Origin of the sequence: Hymenobacter nivis (genome assembly GCF_006439025.1) — a bacterium.
Lineage (GTDB): Bacteria > Bacteroidota > Bacteroidia > Cytophagales > Hymenobacteraceae > Hymenobacter > Hymenobacter nivis_A.
Genome location: NZ_RCYZ01000007.1, coordinates 1 through 18,837, shown reverse-complemented (window position 1 = coordinate 18,837; position 18,837 = coordinate 1). Strand labels below are relative to the sequence as shown.

15 protein-coding genes are annotated in these 18,837 nt (G+C 66.7%); 12 read left to right on the top strand and 3 right to left on the bottom strand.

Annotated features, from left to right (window positions below):
- Positions 1-2 precede the first annotated feature (2 nt).
- From EAH73_RS15990 to EAH73_RS15965, 6 genes are all read left to right on the top strand, one after another.
- Positions 3-1,748: a GMC family oxidoreductase gene (locus EAH73_RS15990; protein ID WP_140468341.1), complete on the top strand. Its 1,746-nt coding sequence runs from the start codon at positions 3-5 to the stop codon at positions 1,746-1,748.
- Positions 1,749-1,781: 33 nt separating this feature from the next.
- On the top strand, positions 1,782-2,429 hold the full coding sequence (locus EAH73_RS15985) for a gluconate 2-dehydrogenase subunit 3 family protein (RefSeq protein ID WP_140468339.1): 648 nt from the start codon (positions 1,782-1,784) through the stop codon (positions 2,427-2,429).
- 480 nt (positions 2,430-2,909) lie between these two features.
- The gene (locus EAH73_RS15980; RefSeq protein WP_161599575.1) at positions 2,910-3,794 is read left to right on the top strand and encodes an energy transducer TonB; all 885 of its coding nucleotides are present in this window, start codon (positions 2,910-2,912) and stop codon (positions 3,792-3,794) included.
- Positions 3,795-4,012: 218 nt separating this feature from the next.
- Positions 4,013-5,644 (top strand): OmpA family protein, encoded by a 1,632-nt coding sequence (locus EAH73_RS23990; RefSeq protein WP_140468335.1) that lies wholly within the window; start codon positions 4,013-4,015, stop codon positions 5,642-5,644.
- A 237-nt stretch (positions 5,645-5,881) separates the two neighbouring features.
- Positions 5,882-7,339 (top strand): Asp-tRNA(Asn)/Glu-tRNA(Gln) amidotransferase subunit GatB, encoded by a 1,458-nt coding sequence (gatB, locus tag EAH73_RS15970; protein WP_140468333.1) that lies wholly within the window; start codon positions 5,882-5,884, stop codon positions 7,337-7,339.
- A 129-nt stretch (positions 7,340-7,468) separates the two neighbouring features.
- Positions 7,469-8,593, top strand: a complete 1,125-nt coding sequence (locus EAH73_RS15965) for a TlpA disulfide reductase family protein (RefSeq protein ID WP_161599574.1) — start codon at positions 7,469-7,471, stop codon at positions 8,591-8,593.
- A 145-nt stretch (positions 8,594-8,738) separates the two neighbouring features.
- Here the strand turns inward: EAH73_RS15965 and EAH73_RS23145 are convergent, their stop codons facing one another.
- The 3 genes from EAH73_RS23145 to EAH73_RS15955 all read right to left on the bottom strand — a co-directional run bounded on the left by EAH73_RS23145 (position 8,739) and on the right by EAH73_RS15955 (position 11,111).
- Positions 8,739-9,668 carry a hypothetical protein gene (locus tag EAH73_RS23145; protein WP_161599573.1) on the bottom strand — a complete coding sequence of 310 codons (930 nt, stop codon included), beginning with the start codon at positions 9,666-9,668 and terminating at the stop codon, positions 8,739-8,741.
- Positions 9,669-9,699: 31 nt separating this feature from the next.
- Entirely contained in the window at positions 9,700-10,218 is a 519-nt protein-coding gene (locus EAH73_RS15960; protein ID WP_140468329.1) for an acyl-CoA thioesterase, read from the bottom strand.
- Between the two features lie 197 nt (positions 10,219-10,415).
- Positions 10,416-11,111 carry a protein-L-isoaspartate(D-aspartate) O-methyltransferase gene (locus EAH73_RS15955; protein WP_140468327.1) on the bottom strand — a complete coding sequence of 232 codons (696 nt, stop codon included), beginning with the start codon at positions 11,109-11,111 and terminating at the stop codon, positions 10,416-10,418.
- A 123-nt stretch (positions 11,112-11,234) separates the two neighbouring features.
- Here EAH73_RS15955 and EAH73_RS15950 point away from each other — a divergent pair, with 123 nt between their 5' ends.
- The 6 genes from EAH73_RS15950 to EAH73_RS15925 form a co-directional block, all read left to right on the top strand.
- Complete coding sequence (locus EAH73_RS15950) at positions 11,235-12,656, top strand: sugar transferase (protein WP_140468325.1); 1,422 nt, start codon at positions 11,235-11,237, stop codon at positions 12,654-12,656.
- A gap of 259 nt (positions 12,657-12,915) precedes the next feature.
- Complete coding sequence (locus EAH73_RS15945; protein ID WP_140468323.1) at positions 12,916-13,506, top strand: riboflavin synthase; 591 nt, start codon at positions 12,916-12,918, stop codon at positions 13,504-13,506.
- Positions 13,507-13,706: 200 nt separating this feature from the next.
- Positions 13,707-14,456: a hypothetical protein gene (locus tag EAH73_RS15940; RefSeq protein ID WP_140468321.1), complete on the top strand. Its 750-nt coding sequence runs from the start codon at positions 13,707-13,709 to the stop codon at positions 14,454-14,456.
- A 30-nt stretch (positions 14,457-14,486) separates the two neighbouring features.
- Positions 14,487-17,264, top strand: a complete 2,778-nt coding sequence (locus EAH73_RS15935) for a carboxypeptidase-like regulatory domain-containing protein (RefSeq protein WP_140468320.1) — start codon at positions 14,487-14,489, stop codon at positions 17,262-17,264.
- Positions 17,265-17,266: 2 nt separating this feature from the next.
- A complete protein-coding gene (locus tag EAH73_RS15930; RefSeq protein ID WP_140468318.1) occupies positions 17,267-18,403 on the top strand; it encodes a DUF4249 domain-containing protein in 1,137 nt (378 codons plus the stop codon).
- Between the two features lie 43 nt (positions 18,404-18,446).
- The coding region (locus EAH73_RS15925) for a DUF4249 family protein (protein WP_140468316.1) at positions 18,447-18,837 on the top strand (391 nt) is incomplete at its 3' end.

The window sequence follows — 18,837 nt, the reverse complement described above, 5'->3', positions numbered from 1 at the left end:
GCATGAGCAATTTTCAAATTAAGAAATCGGCGACGGTGTACGACGCCATTGTGGTGGGCTCGGGGGCCGGGGGCGGCATGGCGGGCTACGTGCTGGCCCACGCCGGCCTGAAGGTGCTGATGCTGGAAGCGGGCCCGTTTTTCGACCCGGTGAAGGACGCCCTGCAGCTTAAGTTTTCCTACGAGTCGCCGCGCCGGGGGGCCTCCACCACCCGGGCCTTTGGCGAGTTCGACGCCGCGTACGGCGGCTGGGAGCTCGAGGGCGAGCCCTACACCACCAAGGACAAGACCGAGTTCAACTGGTTCCGGGCCCGGATGCTGGGCGGGCGCACCAACCACTGGGGCCGCATCTCGCTGCGCATGGGCCCCCTGGATTTCAAGAGCCATCAAATCGACGGCCTCACCGACGACTGGCCTATCACCTACGACGAGGTGAAGCCGTTCTACGACAAAGTGGACCGCCTCATTGGGGTGTACGGCACGGTGGAAGGCCTGCCCAACGAGCCCGACGGCATCTTCCTGCCGCCGCCCAAGCCCCGGCTCAACGAGCTGTTCATCAAGCAGGGCGCGGCCAAGGCGGGCGTGAAGGTGATTCCGGGCCGCGGCTCGGTGCTGACGGAGGCATTGCCCGGCAACAAAGACCGCGGGGCCTGCTTCTTCTGCGGCCAGTGCGGGCGCAGCTGCAAGGTGTACGGCGACTTCTCGGCTTCGTCGTGCCTGGTCATTCCGGCCCTGAAAACCGGCAACCTCAAGGTTATCCCCAACGCCATGGTGCGCGAGGTGCTGACCGGGGCCAACGGCCTGGCCACCGGCGTGTCGTACGTGGACAAAGACGACTTGCAGGAGTACCAGGTAAACGCCAAAATCGTGATTCTGGGAGCCAGCGCCGGCGAGTCGGCCCGGCTGCTGCTCAACTCCAAGTCGCCGAGCCACCCCAACGGCTTGGCCAACAGCAGCGGCGTGGTGGGCAAGTACCTGCACGACTCGACCGGGGCCAGCCTGGGCGGCTTCCTGCCCCAGCTCATGGACCGCAAGCGCTACAACGAGGACGGAGTGGGCAGCGTGCACATCTACACGCCTTGGTGGCTGGACAACAAGAAGCTGGACTTCCCCCGCGGCTACCACATCGAGTACGGCGGCGGCATGCACATGCCGGCCTACGGCTTCGGCCGGGGCATCCAAAACCTGAACGGCCTGGTGCCCGGCCGCAACGGCCAGCTCCAGGAGGCGGGCGGCTTCGGGGCCGGGCTGAAGGACGATTACCGCCGCTTCTACGGCACGCAGGTGGGCATGGCGGGCCGCGGCACGGCCATCGCGCGCGAAGACAACTACTGCGAAATCGACCCCGACGTGGTGGACAAGTACGGCATTCCGGTGCTGCGCTTCCATTACAAATGGACGGATGCCGAAATCAAGCAGGCCAAGCACATGCAGGAAACCTTCCAGTCCATCATGCACGAGATGGGCGGCATCATCACCTCCAAAATACCGGGCGCCGACACCAACTACGGCCTGGAGGCCCCCGGCCGCATCATCCACGAGGTGGGCACGGTGCGCATGGGTGACGACCCCAAGAAGTCGGCCCTCAACAAGTGGAGCCAGGCCCACGACTGCCCCAACCTGTTCGTCGTGGACGCGTCGCCGTTTGTGCAGCAGGGCGATAAAAACGCCACCTGGACCATCCTGGCCCTGTCCATGCGCACCAGCGAGTACATCCTGGACCAGCGCAAGCGCCTGAACATCTCGTAATTACTTCGCAGCGCCCGATTTTTCTTCCTTCCCATGAAAAGACGCGAATCCTTAAAAGCCATCGGCCTGGGCGCCCTCGCCACCGGCCTGCTGCTCGACAGCAGCTGCCGCCCCGACACGGCCCAGGCCCCGGCGGCGCCCGGGGCCCCCGGCGCCGCCGGCGCGCCCGCCGACGAGGCCGGCTACCAGCCCTTCGAAATTGCCCGCGATAAAAAGCTGCACGCCGAAACGTTTTTCACGCCGCACGAAATGGCCACCATCACGGTGCTTGCCGACATCATCATTCCCAAGGATGAGAAGTCGGGGAGTGCCTCCGACGCCAAGGTGCCCGAGTTCATCGAGTTCATTGCCAAGGACATCCCCGAGCACCAGCTGCCCCTGCGCGGCGGCCTGCGTTGGCTCGATCTGCAGTGCGCCACGCACTACGGCCAGCCGTTTGTGGCCTGCGCCGCGGCCCAGCAGCTGGAAATGGTGACCAAAATTGCCTACCCCAAGCGCGCCTCCCGCGAGCTGCAGCCGGGCGTTACGTTCTTCAACCGCATGCGCGACCTCACGGCCACGGGCTTCTTCACCAGCAAGATGGGCATGGCCGACATCGGCTACGTGGGCAACGCGCCCAACCGCTGGACCGGCGTGCCCGCCGACGTGCTCAAGCAGTACGGCATGACGTCGGACTCCTAGCGGCCAACGCGAAACAGGGCCCCCGGGCAAAAAAACAGGGCCCCCAGGGGCCCTGTTTTTTTGCCCGAGGCTTTGCCTTTGGGCGTGGTCGAGCGCGGAGCGGTGCATGAGTGGGTAATTAAAAAAACGAGAATATCAGGCGGTCATGCAGAGCGCAGCGCAGCATCTTTCCTGCTGCAGTAAGCCAATCGTTCAACGACGCAGATAAGATGCTGCGCTGCGCTCTGCATGACTGCCTTTTTTGTACAACGCTAGTAGGGATCAACTCCAATGATCAAACAGCGATTACGGGCCTTCGCCAGCGTGGCCCGGCAACGGAAAAGTCGCCGAATTGCACTGGTTCCGGGGCGCCGGGCCTGGGGGGGGCGGGCGGGCGTAGGGCTTGGCCAAAAGGCCGTTGGCGCTTATATTTGGTGGCAGGGGCCCCAGCCCGGGGCCCCCTGCGCCTTTCTGCTGGCCAACCTCTACCCGGACCGCCTGATGCCTAACCTCCGCCTGTTGCTGCTGGTATTGTTGAGCGCGTGCCTGGGGGGCACGGCGCGGGGCCAGGCAGTGCCGGCGTTTCCGCGCACCGAGGTGGCCTACTTCGACGCCGACGAGCACCCCCTGCAGGGCCCCGACAGCGCCGCCTACCGCATCGAAACCCTGCGCACCGACAGCAGCCGCGCCGTGGTGCGCCGCTACGCCGCCACCGGGGCCCTGCAGGCCTACACGCCCTACCTCGACCTGGGCCGGGGCCTGGTGCACGGCACCCGCACTACTTGGTACGAAAACGGCCAGCTCTGCACCAAGGAAGAATACATAGGCGGCCGCCGCCAGGGCGAGCTGCTCGCCTACTACCCCGACGGCACCCTGAAGCGGCGCGACCGGTTCGTGGCCGACCAGAACATGCTCGGGGCCTGCTACAGCCCCGACGGCCGCCCCGTGCCGTACTTCCCCTACGAGCAGCCGCCCCTCTACCCCGGCGGGGCCCTGCTGCTCAACTACGAGGTGACGCGGCGCGTGCGCCCCTCCGCCACCGAGATGCACCGCTTCGACACGGCGGGGGCGCTGCTGTGGGGCAAGGGCTACGGCGGCGGGGAGTGGGGCGCGGCCCCGCCCGTGGCGGTGGGCGCGGGCCGCTTGCCGGTGGGGCAGATCGACGTGGTGTTCACCATCACCGAGCAGGGCCAGGTGGCCGACCCCTACGTGGCCCGCTCGTCGGCCCCGTGGCTGGACGAGAAGGTGCTGGCCGCCGTGCGCGGCCTCACCAAGCGGTTCCGGCCCGGCCAGCGCGACGGCCAAACCGTGCGCGCCACCTGCCGCGTGCCGGTGGTGTTCTACGTCGCGCCGGCGCGGGGCCTCAGCGTGGGCCGGCGGTTGTAAAAGGCTGGCCCGGGGCCCCAGCTGGGGCCTTTTTTGCCCGGCCCGGCGGCCCGGCCCGGGGCCCCGCATGTTATTTTTTGGTTACCAAGGCGGGGGCAGTCAAACTTCCTTTTGGAGCGTTTCGTACGTCGCCACTGCTACGCAGCCCGGGCGCTGTAAATTTGCGCACTGCTAACGCGCCTACCAACGGGGAGATTCCTCATTTTTTACCATTTTTTATGAAACACCTGTTATCTACGACAACACTGCTGGGCTTGGGCCTACTGGCCGCGGCTCCGCGCAGCCAGGCCCAGACGGCCGATAGGAAGTTTGGCATCAGCGGGTACGCCACCACGCTCCAGTACATGGGCGATATGGGCAACACCTACTTCAAAGCCAAGAACAATACTTACGGCGGGGGCCTCACCCTGAGCCGCTACATCAGCAAGGGCTTCGATATCAACCTCTCGGCCAACCAATCCACGCTGCGCTTCCCGTCGCCCACGGGCGCGTTTGCCAACAACGGCACTCGCTTCTACGCCAACATCAGCACCTACGGCCTGGGCTTCAAGTTCAAGCTGCCCCTGAAGGACGAGGCCGTTATCCGGCCCTACTTCCTGATTCAGCCCGGCGTGGCCCGCGTCAACTCCGACCGCTACGCTTCGCCCACCGCGGCCGCCAACCACCTCGACTTCACGTCCTTCGACGCCCACGGCGCCATTGGCCTAGACTTCCGCATCACGCCGGGCTTCAGCTTGTTTGCCCAGGCGGGCGAGCACATGCTCATCACCGGCGATGAGAAGCTCGACGGCTCGGCCAGCAACGCCACCGGCTTTTACTACAACCACGACCGTTATCTCCAGTTCTCGGCCGGCCTCACCGCTAGCTTGGGCAAAGCCAAAGACACCGACGGCGACGGCGTATCTGACCGCAAAGACAAGTGCCCCGACACGCCTGCTGGCGTGAAAGTGGACGAAAACGGCTGCCCCATCGACACCGATGGCGACGGCGTGGCCGACTACCAGGACAAGTGCCCCGACGTGAAGGGCCTGGCCGCTCTGCAGGGCTGCCCCGACGCCGACGGTGACGGCGTGGCCGACAGCGACGACAAGTGCCCCAACACCCCGGCCGGCGTGAAAGTGGACGCCACCGGCTGCCCGCTCGACGCTGACGGCGACGGCGTGGCCGACTACCTCGACAAGTGCCCCAACACGCCTGCTGGGGTGAAAGTGGACGCCACCGGCTGCCCGCTTGACCGCGACGGCGACGGCGTGCCCGACTACGAAGACCGCTGCCCCGACCGTGCCGGCCCCGCCAGCAACAAGGGCTGCCCCGAGATGAAGGCCGAGACCAAAAAGGTGCTCAACGAAGCCACGAAGTACATCAACTTCGACTTCAACAAGGCTACCCTGAAGCCTTCGTCGTTCCCCAAGCTGGAGCAGATGGTGCAGATCATGAACGAGTACCCCGACTACTCGCTCAGCATCGCTGGCCACACCGACAGCAAGGGCGATGACAACTACAACCTGCGCCTGAGCTACGAGCGCGCCGCCGCCGCCCGCAAGTACATGCTGGAGAAAGGCATCCCTGCCGAGCGCATCGAAGCCCGCGGCTACGGTGAGACCCACCCGATTGCCGACAACAAAACGGCCGCCGGCCAGGCTAAGAACCGCCGCGTGGACTTCGACCCCTACCTCACCGGCGAAACCAACGCCGCCGAAGTGAAGTACGGTGCTGCCCCCACCATCACCGAGCTGAAGGCCGAAGGCAAGAAGCTGCCCGGCAAGAAGACCACCGGCACCGGCTCGCCCCGCAGCCGCAAGGCCCCGGTGAAGAAGGCCGCTGCTAAAAAGGCTCCGGCTAAGGAGTAAGGCCGCGGGGCCCCGGCCCCAGCTCCCTTGGTTAAAGCAGCCCGCTCGGTTTGAGCGGGCTGCTTTTTTTTGGCCCTGCCCGTAGCAGCTGCCCACAGCGCTGGGCGAAAAATGGGGCCCCGGGGGGCCCAAACCCGCGCCGGGGCCCTGCCCGAACAAAACCGGGGCCCGAATCGGTTTTAACTTGCGGCCGGGTTGCGGCGGCATTGGCCGCGGCCCGCTCATCAGCTGTATTATATGGACGACGCCCTGCTTGCCAAGTACCAGCCCGTGATTGGGCTGGAAGTACACGCCCAGCTGCTTACGCGCAGCAAAATGTATTCGTCCGACGAGAACGAGTACGGCGTGGCCCCCAACACCAACCTTTCGGTCATCACCCTCGGCCACCCCGGCACCTTGCCCAAGGTGAACCGCACCGCCGTGGACTTCGCCATGAAAATGGGCCTGGCCACCAACTGCCACATCCGGCGCGACAACCTGTTTGCCCGCAAAAACTACTTTTACCCCGACCTGCCCAAGGGCTACCAAATCACGCAGGACAAAACCCCCATTTGCTACGACGGCCACCTCGACGTGCGCGTGGGCGACCAGGTAAAGCGCATCGGCGTCACGCGCATCCACCTGGAGGAGGACGCGGGCAAGAGCATGCACTTGGCCGGCGAAACCGAAACCCTGGTGGACCTGAACCGCGCCGGCGTGCCGCTGATTGAGATTGTGAGCGAGCCCGACATCCGCACCGGCGACGAAGCCTACGCCTACCTCACCGAAATCAAGAAGCTGGTGGAGTACCTCGGCATCTGCGACGGCAACATGGAGGAAGGCTCGCTGCGCTGCGACGCCAACATTTCGGTGATGCTGCACGGGGCCCCGGAGTTCGGCATGAAGGTGGAAGTGAAGAACATGAACTCCTTCCGCAACGTGCAGCGCGCCATCGCCCACGAGATTGAGCGGCAGATTGCCATCGTGGAGGCCGGCGGCGAAGTGGCCAGCGAAACCCGCGGCTTCGACGCCGTGACCGGCACCACCAACGGCCAGCGCAGCAAGGAGACGATGAACGACTACCGCTACTTCCCCGAGCCCGACCTGCCGCCGCTCGTCATCGACGATGCCTGGCTGCACCGCATCCAGGCCGAGCTGCCGGCGCTGCCGCAGCAGCTCTACGCCCGCTTCACCGGCGAGCTGGGGCTGAGCGACTACGACGCCTCGGTGCTGGTGGACCAGAAGGAAGTGGCCCAGTACTTCGACGGCCTGGCCCGCCTCACGCCCAACGCCAAGGCCGCCGCCAACTGGGTGATGGGCCCCGTGAAGTCATACCTCAACGAGCGCGCCCTGGCGATGGAAGACTTCCCGCTCGACCCCGCGCAGCTTGCCGGCATCATTGAACTGATTGACGAGGACAAGATCAATTACTCGGTGGCCAGCAAGCAGTTATTCCCGTACCTACTGGAGCACCCTACGGCCAACGCCACTGGCGCGGCCGAGGCCCTGGGCCTGCTTAGCAAAACCGACGGCGACGAGCTGGGGGCCCTGGTGGCCCAGGTGCTGGCCGGCAACCCGGCCAAAGTAGCCGAGTACCGGGCCGGCAAAAAATCGCTCACCGGCATGTTCATGGGCGAGCTCATGAAGCTCACCGGCGGCAAGGCCGACCCCAAGCAGGCCAACCAGCTGCTGCGCGCCGCCCTCGACGCCGGCTAGGGCCCCGGGGCCCCAGCCTTGGCCCAACGGCTGACCTTTTTTTTGCTAACGACCGTTAGGGGAATCTCCTGGTCTAGTAATTGTTAATGGCTTACCGTTAACTGCTCACTGCTCTACATGCGTTACCTGATGATAAAATCTACGTTGCTGGCCGCCGCCGTCCTGGGCGGAGCCAATGCCTGCCAGCCCGCCTCGGCGGCGGCAGGCTACGAAATCACCGGCCAGCTGAAAAATGCCCCGGCCGGCACCGAATTGCACCTGGCTGAGTTGCAATCGAACCAGTTCGTGGAGCGCGCCTCGGCCAAAACCGACGCTGCGGGCAAGTTCACCTTCAAGGGCGCGGCTCCCACGGCAGGCTTGTACCAGCTGAAAATAAACGACGCCAACCAGGTGCTGTTGCTGCTCGACGACAAAACCCGCGTGGCCGTGGCCGGCGACGCCCAGCGCCTGCCCGCCACCTACACCGTGCAGGGCAGCCCCGACGCCGAGGTGCTGCGCGAGCTGACGCAGGTGATGGAAGGCACCAAAACGCAGATGGACGACCTCAAAGCCCGCTACACGGCGGCGGCGTCGGCTAATAACACTGCCACAACCCAAGCCATTGAGGCCGAGGCCGCCACGGTGCAGGAGCGCACCGCCGCCCGCGTGAAGGGCGTGCTGCGCCGCCACCCCACGGCCGTAGCCACGGGCTTCGCCGCCGGCGCGTTCTTGAACCCCGAGGACAACTTCCAGTTTGCCGATTCCATCGCCGCCGTGCAGCGCAAGGCCAACCCCGAATCGCCTTTCACCAAAGAGCTGACGGCCCGGCTGGAACCCCTGCGCGCCACTGCCACTGGGGCCAAGGCCCCCGACATCAACCTGCCTACGCCCGAGGGCGCTAAGCTGGCCCTCAGCAGCCTGCGCGGCAAGTACGTGCTGGTAGATTTCTGGGCCAGCTGGTGCGGCCCCTGCCGCCAGGAAAACCCCAACGTGGTGAAGGCTTATAACACCTTCAAGGACAAGGGCAAAGGCTTCACGGTGTTCTCCGTGTCGCTCGACCAGGAGAAAGGCCGCTGGACCAAGGCCATTGCCGCCGACGGCCTGCTCTGGCCCAACCACGTGTCGGACCTCGCCGGCTGGCAGAGTGTAGCCGGGGCCGCCTACGGCGTTACGGCCATCCCGCAGTCGTTTCTGCTCGACCCCAACGGCGTTATCATCGCCAAAAACCTGCGCGGCCCCGCCCTGGAAGCCAAGCTGGCCGAAGTGCTGAAATAATTAGCTTCTGGTGGATAGCTGTTAGCGCTCGTTTTTGAATTTTCAGACTTCTTAACAGCTTTGTCGCTTACAATCACAGAAAAGGCCCGTCTGGTAGCAGACGGGCCTTTTTGCGCTCATGGGGCGGGCTCGGGGCCCTAAAAGCTTATCCTAGGAACATGCGCTGCAGACCCGGCCAGAGGCGTTTTTTCAGGCTGACGTCATATTCCACCATCTCGATTTCGGCGGCGGCCAGGTAGGAGAGGTTTTGCCCGGCGAACTGCACGGGTTCGTAAATCTGGGTGTTGCGCACGGCAATGTCGAGCAGGTTGCGGCCAAAAGCCACGATTTGCGTAGCGGCCAGCTCGCGGCGCAGGCTGCCGAGCGCCACCGGCAGGTGCGACTCCACGTTCACCAGCACCACGTCGGCCATTACCAGCCCCAGGGCCTGCAACATCTTGTTGAGGAACACGTTGCGGTGCAGCTTGTGGAACTGGTCGGGCGGTAGGCGCACCAGCAGCACCACCCCGTCGGCCCGGCTGCCCAGCGTGGTAAACGGCGTGAGTTGGGCCGGTGGCACGGCCGCCGCAGGGCCCCCAGCCGCCGGTTGTGCCGGTGCCGCTGGGGCCCCTGGCGCCGCCGCCGGTTGCGCGGGTGCTGGGGCAACGGGTGCCATTGAAGCGGCGGGTGCCGCCGCGGGCGCAATGGGTGCCACCACAGGCGCAGCGGGCGCGGTAACTGCCACTACAGACGAAACCGGCTCAGCTGGTACGGCTGGGGCAGCCGGTGCCACCGGCGCTACCACCTCAGTAGCAGGCATTACCACTTTAGTAGTTGGCATTACCACTTCAGTAATAGGCGCAGCTGCATCGGCCAAGGCAGTGGGGGCCTCGGCGGCGGCCATTGCAGCCAGTGCGGCCGCGGGCAGCCGGGCCGGGGGCACGGGCGTCACGGGGGCGGGCGGGGCCGGGGGCAGTACCGGGGCCCCGCTCGCTTCGGGCGCGGCGGCCGGGGGCCCCAGGGTGGGCTCGGCGGGCACGTAGAGCGTGACGTCGGTGTAGAAATTCTGGAGGAAAGCCAGGGTTTCGGCGGACATGGGCGGGGGCAAAAGGAGGGGAGGCCGGCGGTTATTGCAGCTCAAACAGGGCTTTGAGCTCCTGGGCTTCGGCGGGCTTCATGCGGCCGGCCAGCACCAGGCGCAGCTGGCGGCGGCGCAGGGCCCCGTCGTAGAAGGCAATTTCCTCGGGGGTTTCGGGCACGGCCTCGGGCACGTCGATGGGCCGGCCCGACTGGTCGACGGCCACGAAGGTGAAGAACGCCTCGTTGGTTTTGAACTTGGTGCCGTTGGGAATGTCCTCGGCCCACACGTCGATGTGCACCTCCATGCTGGAGGCAAACGCGCGCGTGACCTGCGCCTGGAGCGTGACCACGTTGCCAAGCCGGATGGCGTCGCGGAACGAGACGTTGTCGACCGAAGCCGTGACCACGATGCGGTTGGAGTGCTTCTGGGCGGCAATGGCGGCGGCGATGTCCATCAGGTGCATCATGCGGCCGCCCATCAGGTTGTTGAGCGTGTTGGTGTCGTTGGGCAGCACCAGCTCGGTCATGATGACGAACGAGTCGGCGACGGGTTTTTGCTTGCGCATAAAGCGGCGGGATAAATAGCGAAGGGAAACCGCAAATATCGGGCAGCCGCGCCCGGCGCACTCCCCGGGCCCCCAAAATGGTTCCGCGGGGGCCCCGCCGCTCACCCCAAGTACCCGGCCCAACCGGGTTACAATAGAAACGCGCTGGTGTAATAATTACTAAAAGAAGCCCAAAGCCATCAGCCCCGAGCCAACTACTACTGCCAGCCGCCGGCCCCGAGCAGGGGCACGAAGCGGGCGGGGGCCAGGTCTTCGCGGGCAAAGGCGTCGGGGCCCTCGCGCACCACGCGCACCATGCGCTGCTCGTGGGCGGGGCCCACCGGAATGACCAATTGCCCGCCCACGGCCAACTGGCGCAGCAGGGCCGGCGGCAGCCCCGGGGCCCCGGCCGTGACGAGGATGCGGTCGAAGGGCGCGGCCTCGGGCCAGCCCAGCGAGCCGTCGCCGCAGCGCAATTGCGGGGCGGGCCCCTCAGGCGGCAATAGCGCCCCCAGCCGCCGCTGGGTGGCAGCAAACAGGGTGGCGTTCAGCTCGATGCTGTGCACGTGGGGCGTAAGGCGCAGCAGCACGGCGCACTGGTAGCCCGAGCCGGTGCCTACCTCCAGCACCCGGTGCTGGGGCCCCAGGGCCAGCAGCTCGGTCTGGTAGGCCACGGTGTAGGGCTGCGAGATGGTTTGGCCCTCGCCGATGGGAAAGGCCTTGTCGTGGTAGGCGTGGGCCTCGAAGGCAGGGGCAAAAAACAGGTGGCGCGGCACGGCCCCCAGCGCGGCCAGCACCCGCTCGTCGCGGATGCCCCGCCCGCGCAGGGCGGCCACCAGGGCCCGGCGCTGGCCGCGGTGGCGGTAAGTATCGGCGGGGGAGGGCGAAGCGGAATCGGAGGGGAGGAGCGGCACGGGAAAAACGCGGAAAAACCGGCCGCGCCGGGGGCGGCGTAGCTGGGCCGTGGGCCCCGCCGGGGCTACCTTTGGGGCCCCACAGGGCTTTGAGCCCGCAAAAATACACCCGCAAGCTCCGCCGTGCTCCTCCGCCGCCTTCAGTACGTTAAGCTCGTGGCTGCCGATTTTCTGGCGGCGCTGCTGGCCTGGGGGGCGTTCTTTGGGCTGCGCAAGTACCTGCTGCACGAGCTGGCGGGCTACCGCTTCACGCCGGAGGCCGCCGCCACGCTGGCGCTGGCCGCCCTGGCCATCGGCCTGGCCTGGACGGCCCTCTACGCCTTGGCCGGGCAGTACCGCGACGTGTTCCGCAAGTCGCGCCTGGCCGAGGTGCTGCGGCTGCTACGGGTGTCGGCGCTGGGGGTGCTCGTGCTCTTCTTCGCCCTGCTGCTCGACGACGAAGGCGTGGGCAACTACCGCCTCTACTACCGCACGCTGGCGGGCTACTTCCTGCTGCACTTTTCGTTTTCGGCCGTGCTGCGCATCGCCGCCGTGCGCAGCGTGCAGGGCCTGGTGCGGCGGGGCACCATTTCCTTCCCCACGCTGCTGGTGGGGGGCAGCGCCCTGGTGCTCGATACGGCCCGCGACCTGGCCCGCAGCGGCCGCCACCTGGGCCTGCGCGTGGTGGGCTTCGTGGCCCCCGAGCACGGCCCCGTCGACGCTGCCCTGGCCGCCGCGCTGCCCGCCCGCGGCACCTACGGCGAGCTGCCCGCCCTGGTGGGGGCCCTGCGCGTCGAGGAGGTCATCATCGCCATCGAGCCCAGCGAGCACCGCCGCATCCAGGAAATCCTCAACCTGCTGGAGGGCAGCGCCGTGCGCATCAGCATCCTGCCCGACCTCTACCAGATCCTGCTCGGCTCGGTGAAGGTGAACCACTCGTTCGGCACGCCGCTCATCGAAATCAAGCAAGACCTGTTGCCGCCCTGGCAGGCGGTCACAAAGCGCTTGTTCGACGTGGTGGGGGCTCTGGCGTTCATGGCGCTGGCCTGGTGGGCGTACGCCTTCACGGCCTGCATGGTGCGGCTCTCGTCGCCGGGCCCGGTGTTTTACCGGCAGGAGCGCATCGGCAAAAACGGGGTGCCGTTCGCCATCATCAAGTTCCGTTCGATGTACCTGGGTTCCGAGCGCCAGGGGCCCTCGCTGAGCTCCGACCACGACCCGCGCGTGACGCCCTGGGGCCGCTTCATGCGCCGGGTGCGCCTCGACGAGCTGCCCCAATTCTGGAACGTGGTGCGCGGCGACATGAGCGTGGTGGGGCCCCGGCCCGAGCGCCAGTTTTTCATTGACCAAATTGTGCAGGTAGCCCCCCACTACCGCCACCTGCACCGCGTGCGCCCCGGCCTCACCAGCCTTGGCCAGGTGAAGTACGGCTACGCCGAAACCGTGCCCCAGATGGTCGAGCGCCTCAAGTACGACGTGCTCTACATCGAAAACATGAGCCTGGCCATGGACTGCCGCGTGATGCTCTACACGCTGAAAATTATCCTTGAAGGCCGGGGTAAATAGATCGCAGATTATGCAGATTAACCGTGATTTCGCTGATTCAAATTGGTTTGACGGTGGTCGAGTGCGGGGGGAGGGGGGCGTCGAAGCCCTTCGGGAAATTTCCCGGACCGCCCGGGTTTAGCCCATCGCTCCCGATTTTTGTTGTTGCCTTTACCAACCCCATTCTTTCCTACGTCTTTCAACTGATGCAACCGTAGCCGCGCCAGCCAATCACCGCTGAATCAGCGAAATCACGGTTAATCTGCATAATCTGCGATCTATGTTTACCGGAATTATTGAAGCCCTGGGCACCGTCGTGGCCACTGCCGCCGACGGCACCAACCGCCAGTTCACCGTGCAGTCGCCGTTTGCGAGCGAGCTGAAAATTGACCAGAGCGTGGCCCACGACGGCGTGTGCCTGACGGTGGTGGCCGTGGACGAAGCCGCCGGCACCCACGTCGTAACGGCCATCGCCGAAACCCTGCGCGTGACCAACCTGGGCCAGTGGGCCCCCGGCCGCAAAATTAACTTGGAGCGCTGCCTGGCCGCCAATGGCCGCTTCGACGGCCACATCGTGCAGGGCCACGTGGACGCCACGGCCGAGTGCGTGGGCATCGAGGACCAGAACGGCTCCTGGATTTTCCGGTTCCGGCACGCCCCGGGCCCCGGCCGCGTCACCGTCGAGAAGGGCTCGATCTGCATCAACGGCACCAGCCTGACCTGCTTCGAGAGCACCGACGACGCCTTTGCCGTGGCCATCATCCCGTACACTTACGAGCACACCGGCTTTCACCAGCTGCGCGTGGGCGAGGTGGTGAATTTGGAGTTCGACATCGTGGGCAAGTACGTGGCCAAGCTGCTGGGCCGCTAGCTGCCCCGAGGGGGCGGCCGCCCATGCCCGTAGAAGTCTAAAAATGGGCCTTTTGCGGGAAAACGGCGGCGCGGCGGCGGCGGCAGGCGGCGCAACGGGCGCCGGCGCTATATTGCGCTACCCGTTCACCGAATCTACACGCGCGAAGGGGCCATTTGATGGCAAAACAGGTACTTTTTGGCGCCACCCAGCCCGGTGCAATGCGCCGGTGGCTGGTGGGCGGGGCCGCCGTGGGGGCCCTGCTGGGCCGGCCGGCGGCCGCGCAGCAGGGCCCCCCGGCGGCCGATTCGGCGGCGGTGGCCGCTGCCGTGGCGGCGGCGGGGCGCACCTACCGCGCCGCCCTGCACACCGGGGCGGTGCTCTACGACGGGCCCGAATACGTGGACTACACCACCCCCGGCACCCGGGGGCACCAGTTTTTTGGGGGCCCCGCGCCGCAGGCCGGCACGGTGCAGTACCGCGGCGGCGCGTTCGATAATGTGCTGATGCGCTACGACTTGCTGCGCGACCAGCCCGTGCTGCTTTACCCCGGCGAGGGGGCCACGGTGGCGCTGGTGGCGGGCAAGGTGGCGGGCTTCACGCTGGGGCCCCACCGCTTTGTGCGCGTGGCCGGGGGCGATTCGCTGGCCGCCGGGGCCCTGCCCGCGGGCTTCTACGAGCTGCTCGTGGACGGCCCTGTGCGCCTGCTGGCCCGCCACCGCAAGCAGGTGCAGCGCGTCACCATCAGCCAGAACCTGGCCCAGGAGTACCAGCAAACCGACCAACTATTTGGCCGTTCGGCCACGGCTGCGGCCGAGCTCACAAGCCTGAAAAAGCTGCTCGCCCTGCTGCCCACCCACCAGGCCGAAGTGCAGCGCTACGCCCGCCAGCAGGGCCTTAAATTTTCGAGCGCTGAGCGGGTTGCCTCCGCCGAGCGCGCGCTGCGCTACTACTATTCGCTGCGGCCGTAGCCGCGGTTTCGTCCGGTCCTTTCCTGCTTTATGAACAAACGCTACCCGTTGTTTTTGTGCTGTTGCCTACTGCTGGGCAGCCCCGTGGCCTGGGCCCAGGGGCCCCAGCCGGCCCCGCCGGTGGTAAGCGGCGACTTCCGCGGCCTGCCCTTCGAGCAGTTTGCCCAGCGCGTGGAAGCCCAGACGCCCTACCGCTTTTTCTTCAACCCCGCCGCCACCGATACCGTGGTGGTGCACTTGCAGGCCGACCGGCTGCCGCTGGTGGCCGCCCTCACGCAGGTGCTGGGGCGGGCGCGCCTGCACTTCGCCCTCGACGAGGCCACCCGGCGCGTGTTCGTGACGGCCGGTCCGCCGCTGCAAACGCAGCTGCCGGCCGGCGACGCGCCGGCCCCGCCGGCCGCGGAACCCGATTCCGACGACGCTCCCGCCGTGGCGGGGGCCCCCAGGCGGCCTGCCGCGGCGGGCACGTCGGAGTTCAAGCTCTATGAAATAGGGCCCCCGGGGGCCGCCGTGGCTGGGGCCCGGGCCACGCTGGCGGGCACGGTGCGGCTGGCGGGCACCGGCCAGCCGGCCATCGGGGTGGCCGTGTACGTGGAAGCCCTGGGCGTGGGCGTGGCCACCGACCGCGACGGCCGCTACGCCCTCACGCTGCCCGTGGGCCGCTACAACGTCAGCATCCGGGGCATGGGCGTGCGCAGCACCCGGCGCCAGGTGTGGCTGCGCGCCAGCGGCCGCCTCGACCTGGAGGTGGCCGCCGACGCGGCCGCCCTCACCGAAGTGGTAGTGGAAGGGCAGAAGGAGCGCAACGTGCGCGGCCTGCAAATGGGCGTGCAGAAGCTCGACATCAAGACCATCAAGCAGGTGCCCACGGTGTTCGGCGAGGCCGACATTTTGCGGGTGGTGATGGCGCTGCCCGGCGTGAAAACCGTGGGCGAGGGCAGCACCGGCATGAGCGTGCGCGGCGGCGGCACCGACCAAAACCTGGTGCTCTTCAACGACGCCACCATCTACAACCCGGCGCACTTGTTCGGGTTCTTCTCGGCCTTCAACCCCGACGTCATTAAGTCGGTCGAATTGTACAAAAGCGCCATTCCGGTGCGTTACGGCGGGCGCCTGTCGTCGGTGCTCGACATTGTGGGGCGCGAGGGCAAGCGCACGGCCTTCGGCGGGGCGGGCGGCATCGGGCCCCTCACCAGCCGCCTGGCGCTGGAAGGGCCCCTGGCCGGCGGCAAGGGCTCGTTCATCGTTAGCGGCCGGGCCTCGTACTCCGATTGGCTGCTCCAGCGCGTGCCCAACAGCGCCTTGCAGCAGAGCGCGGCCTCGTTCTACGACCTGAACGCCTACCTCACCTACGACTTTAGCCCGAAGAACTCGCTGTACGCCAGCGGCTACCTGAGCCACGACCGTTTCCGGCTGGCCAGCGACACCGTGTACGAGTACCGCAACACGGCGGCCAGCATGAAGTGGCGGCACGTCTACTCGTCCCGCTTGCAGAGCACCGTTACGGGGGCCTACAGCCGCTACGGCTTCAACCTGGCCACCACCCGCAACGCGAGTTCGGCCTCCACCTTCAACTACGCCATCGACCAAACGTCGCTGAACGCCAACTTCACCTACCTGCCGCACCCCAAGCACACGCTGGAGTTCGGGGGCGGGTCCATTTTGTATAATACCGCGCCCGGCACCCAGCAGCCCGGCAGCCCCGAGTCGCTGCTGCTGCCCACCACCATCCAGCACGAGCGGGCCGTGGAAAGTGCCCTCTACGCCGCCGAACGCTTCGACGTGAGCCCCCGCTTTTCGGTGCAGGCGGGGCTGCGCTACTCGCTGTTTCAGGCGCTGGGGCCCCGGGCCGTGGCCCAGTACCTAGAGGGCATCTCGCGCAGCGAAAGCACCCAGACCGGTACCGTGAGCTACGGCCCGGGCCAGGTGCTGGCCCACTACGGGGGCCCCGAGTGGCGGTTCTCAGCGCTGTACGAGCTGACGGCGCACTCCTCGGTGAAGGCTAGCCTGACGCGCATGCGCCAGTACATCCACCAGCTCACCAATACCACGGTGATCTCGCCGACCGACAGCTGGAAGCTGAGCGACAACTACATCCGGCCCCAGGTGGGCGACCAGGTGTCGCTGGGCTACTACCACAACTTCAAACGCAACACGGTGGAGTTTTCGGTGGAAGGCTACTACAAGCGCACCCAGGACTTCCTCGACTACAAGCCCGGGGCGGTGCTGCTGCTCAACCCGCACCTCGAAACCGACCTGGTGAGCGCCGTGGGCCGGGCCTACGGCGTGGAGGTGCTGCTGCGCAAAACGGAGGGCAAAATCAACGGCTGGCTGAGCTACACTTACGCCCGCTCGCTGGTGCAGGTGAACACGGCTACCGACGTGGTGAACAACGGCAACTGGTACCCCAGCAACTACGACAAGCCCCACGACGTGACGCTGGTGGGCAACTACCGCTTCAGCCAGCGCTTCAGCACCTCGCTGAACGTGAACTACAGCACCGGCCGGCCCATCACGCTGCCGCTGGCCAAGTACGTGGTGGACCAGGCCGTGCGCGTGTACTACTCCGACCGCAACGCCTACCGGGTGCCCGATTACTTCCGCATGGACTTCGCGGTGAACATCGAGGGCAACCACAAGAGTAAGAAGCTGGCCCACAGCTCCTGGACGGCCGCCGTGTACAACCTCACCGGCCGCCGCAACCCGTATTCGGTGTATTTTCAGACGGTGAACGGCCAGATCAAAGGCTACAAGCTGTCCATTTTTGGGGCCCCCATTCCCACCGTCACCTACAATTTCCGCTTCTGATAATGGCCCGCTTCGCCGCCGCTTCGTTTGCCCGCTGGGGCCCCCGGCTGGCCCTGCTGGGGGCCCTGGGCGGGTGCGTGGAGCCCTACGCGCCGGACTTGGTGGACGCGCCGGCCAGCTATTTGGTCGTGGACGGCTTCATCAACGGCAACGGCGTGACCCGCATCCAGCTCGCGCGCACCACCAACGTGGCGGCCCCCGGGGCCCCGCCGGCCGAGCGGGGGGCCAAGCTTTTCATCCTGGACGATGCGGGCGGGCGCTACGCGCTGACGGAAAAAACCAGCGGCAACTACCAGTCCGACAGCCTGGTGCTGCCCGCCGCGCGCCAGTACCAGCTGCGCATTGCCGCCGCGGTGGGGGGCGCCGTGTACGAGTCGGCGCGGGTGGCCCTTAAGGCGACGCCGCCCATTGACAAGCTGGGCTGGCGCGTGCAGGAAGAGCAAGTGCAGCTGCTGCTCAGCACCCGCGACCCCGCCCAGGCCACGCGCTACTACCGCTGGGGCGTGGCCGAAACCTGGGAGTTCAATTCTGCTTTTATGTCGTCTCTGGAGTACGACCGGGTGAAGGACGACATCGTGGACCGCACCACGCCCATTTATACCTGCTGGCACACCAACCGGCTCTCTTCCATCAAGCAGGGCAGCACGGCCCAATTCAGCCAAGACGCCCTCGCGGACGTGCAGCTGCTTCACCTCCCGCGGCGCGACGAGCGGTTCAAGATTCGCTACAGCCTGCTGGTGAGCCAGGTAGCGGAAACGGCCGAGGAATTTGCCTACTACGAGCTGCTGCGCAAAAACACGGAGGCCGTGGGCACGGTCAACGACCCGCTGCCGGTGCAGCTCACGGGCAACGTGCACCGGGTGGACCGCCCCCAGGAGCCCGTGCTGGGCTACGTGGGGGCCCACACCGTGCAAGCCAAGCGCATTTTCATTACCCGCGCCGACCTGCCGCCCGTCAACTTTTACCAATACGACACCCCCTACACAAACTGCGCGTTCGACACGCTGAAGGGCATCGCCAACGACCCGAACGTGGTGCCCATTTCCAGAACCCGGAACCCCGACGCCGTCCTGGCCTCCTCGCGCGAGTGCGTGGATTGCCGCCTGCGGGGCAGCAACGTGAAGCCCAGCTTTTGGTAGCGGCCCCGGCCCCATCTATCTCATTCCCTTTTCTTTGATACCCGTGCACTACCGCCTTTTCTTCTTGTTTCGCCGCTGGTTTGGGCTGGTCCTGCTGGGGGCCCTGGGCGGGTGCGTGGAGCCCTACGCGCCGGAGGTGCTGGACGCGCCGGCCAGCTATTTGGTCGTGGACGGCTTCATCAACGGCAACGGGCGGACCACGATTTTGCTCACGCGCACGGCCAGCCTGGCCGCGGCGGGGGCCCCGGCGGTGGAGCGGGGGGCCAAGCTGTTCATCGCCGACGAGGCGGGCACCCGCTACGCGCTGGTGGAGCGGGCGGCGGGCAGGTACGTGTCCGACAGCCTGGTGCTGCCCGCCGCGCGCCAGTACCAGCTGCGCATTGCCCCGGCCACGGGGGGCGCCACCTACGAGTCGGCCCTGGTGCCGCTGAAAG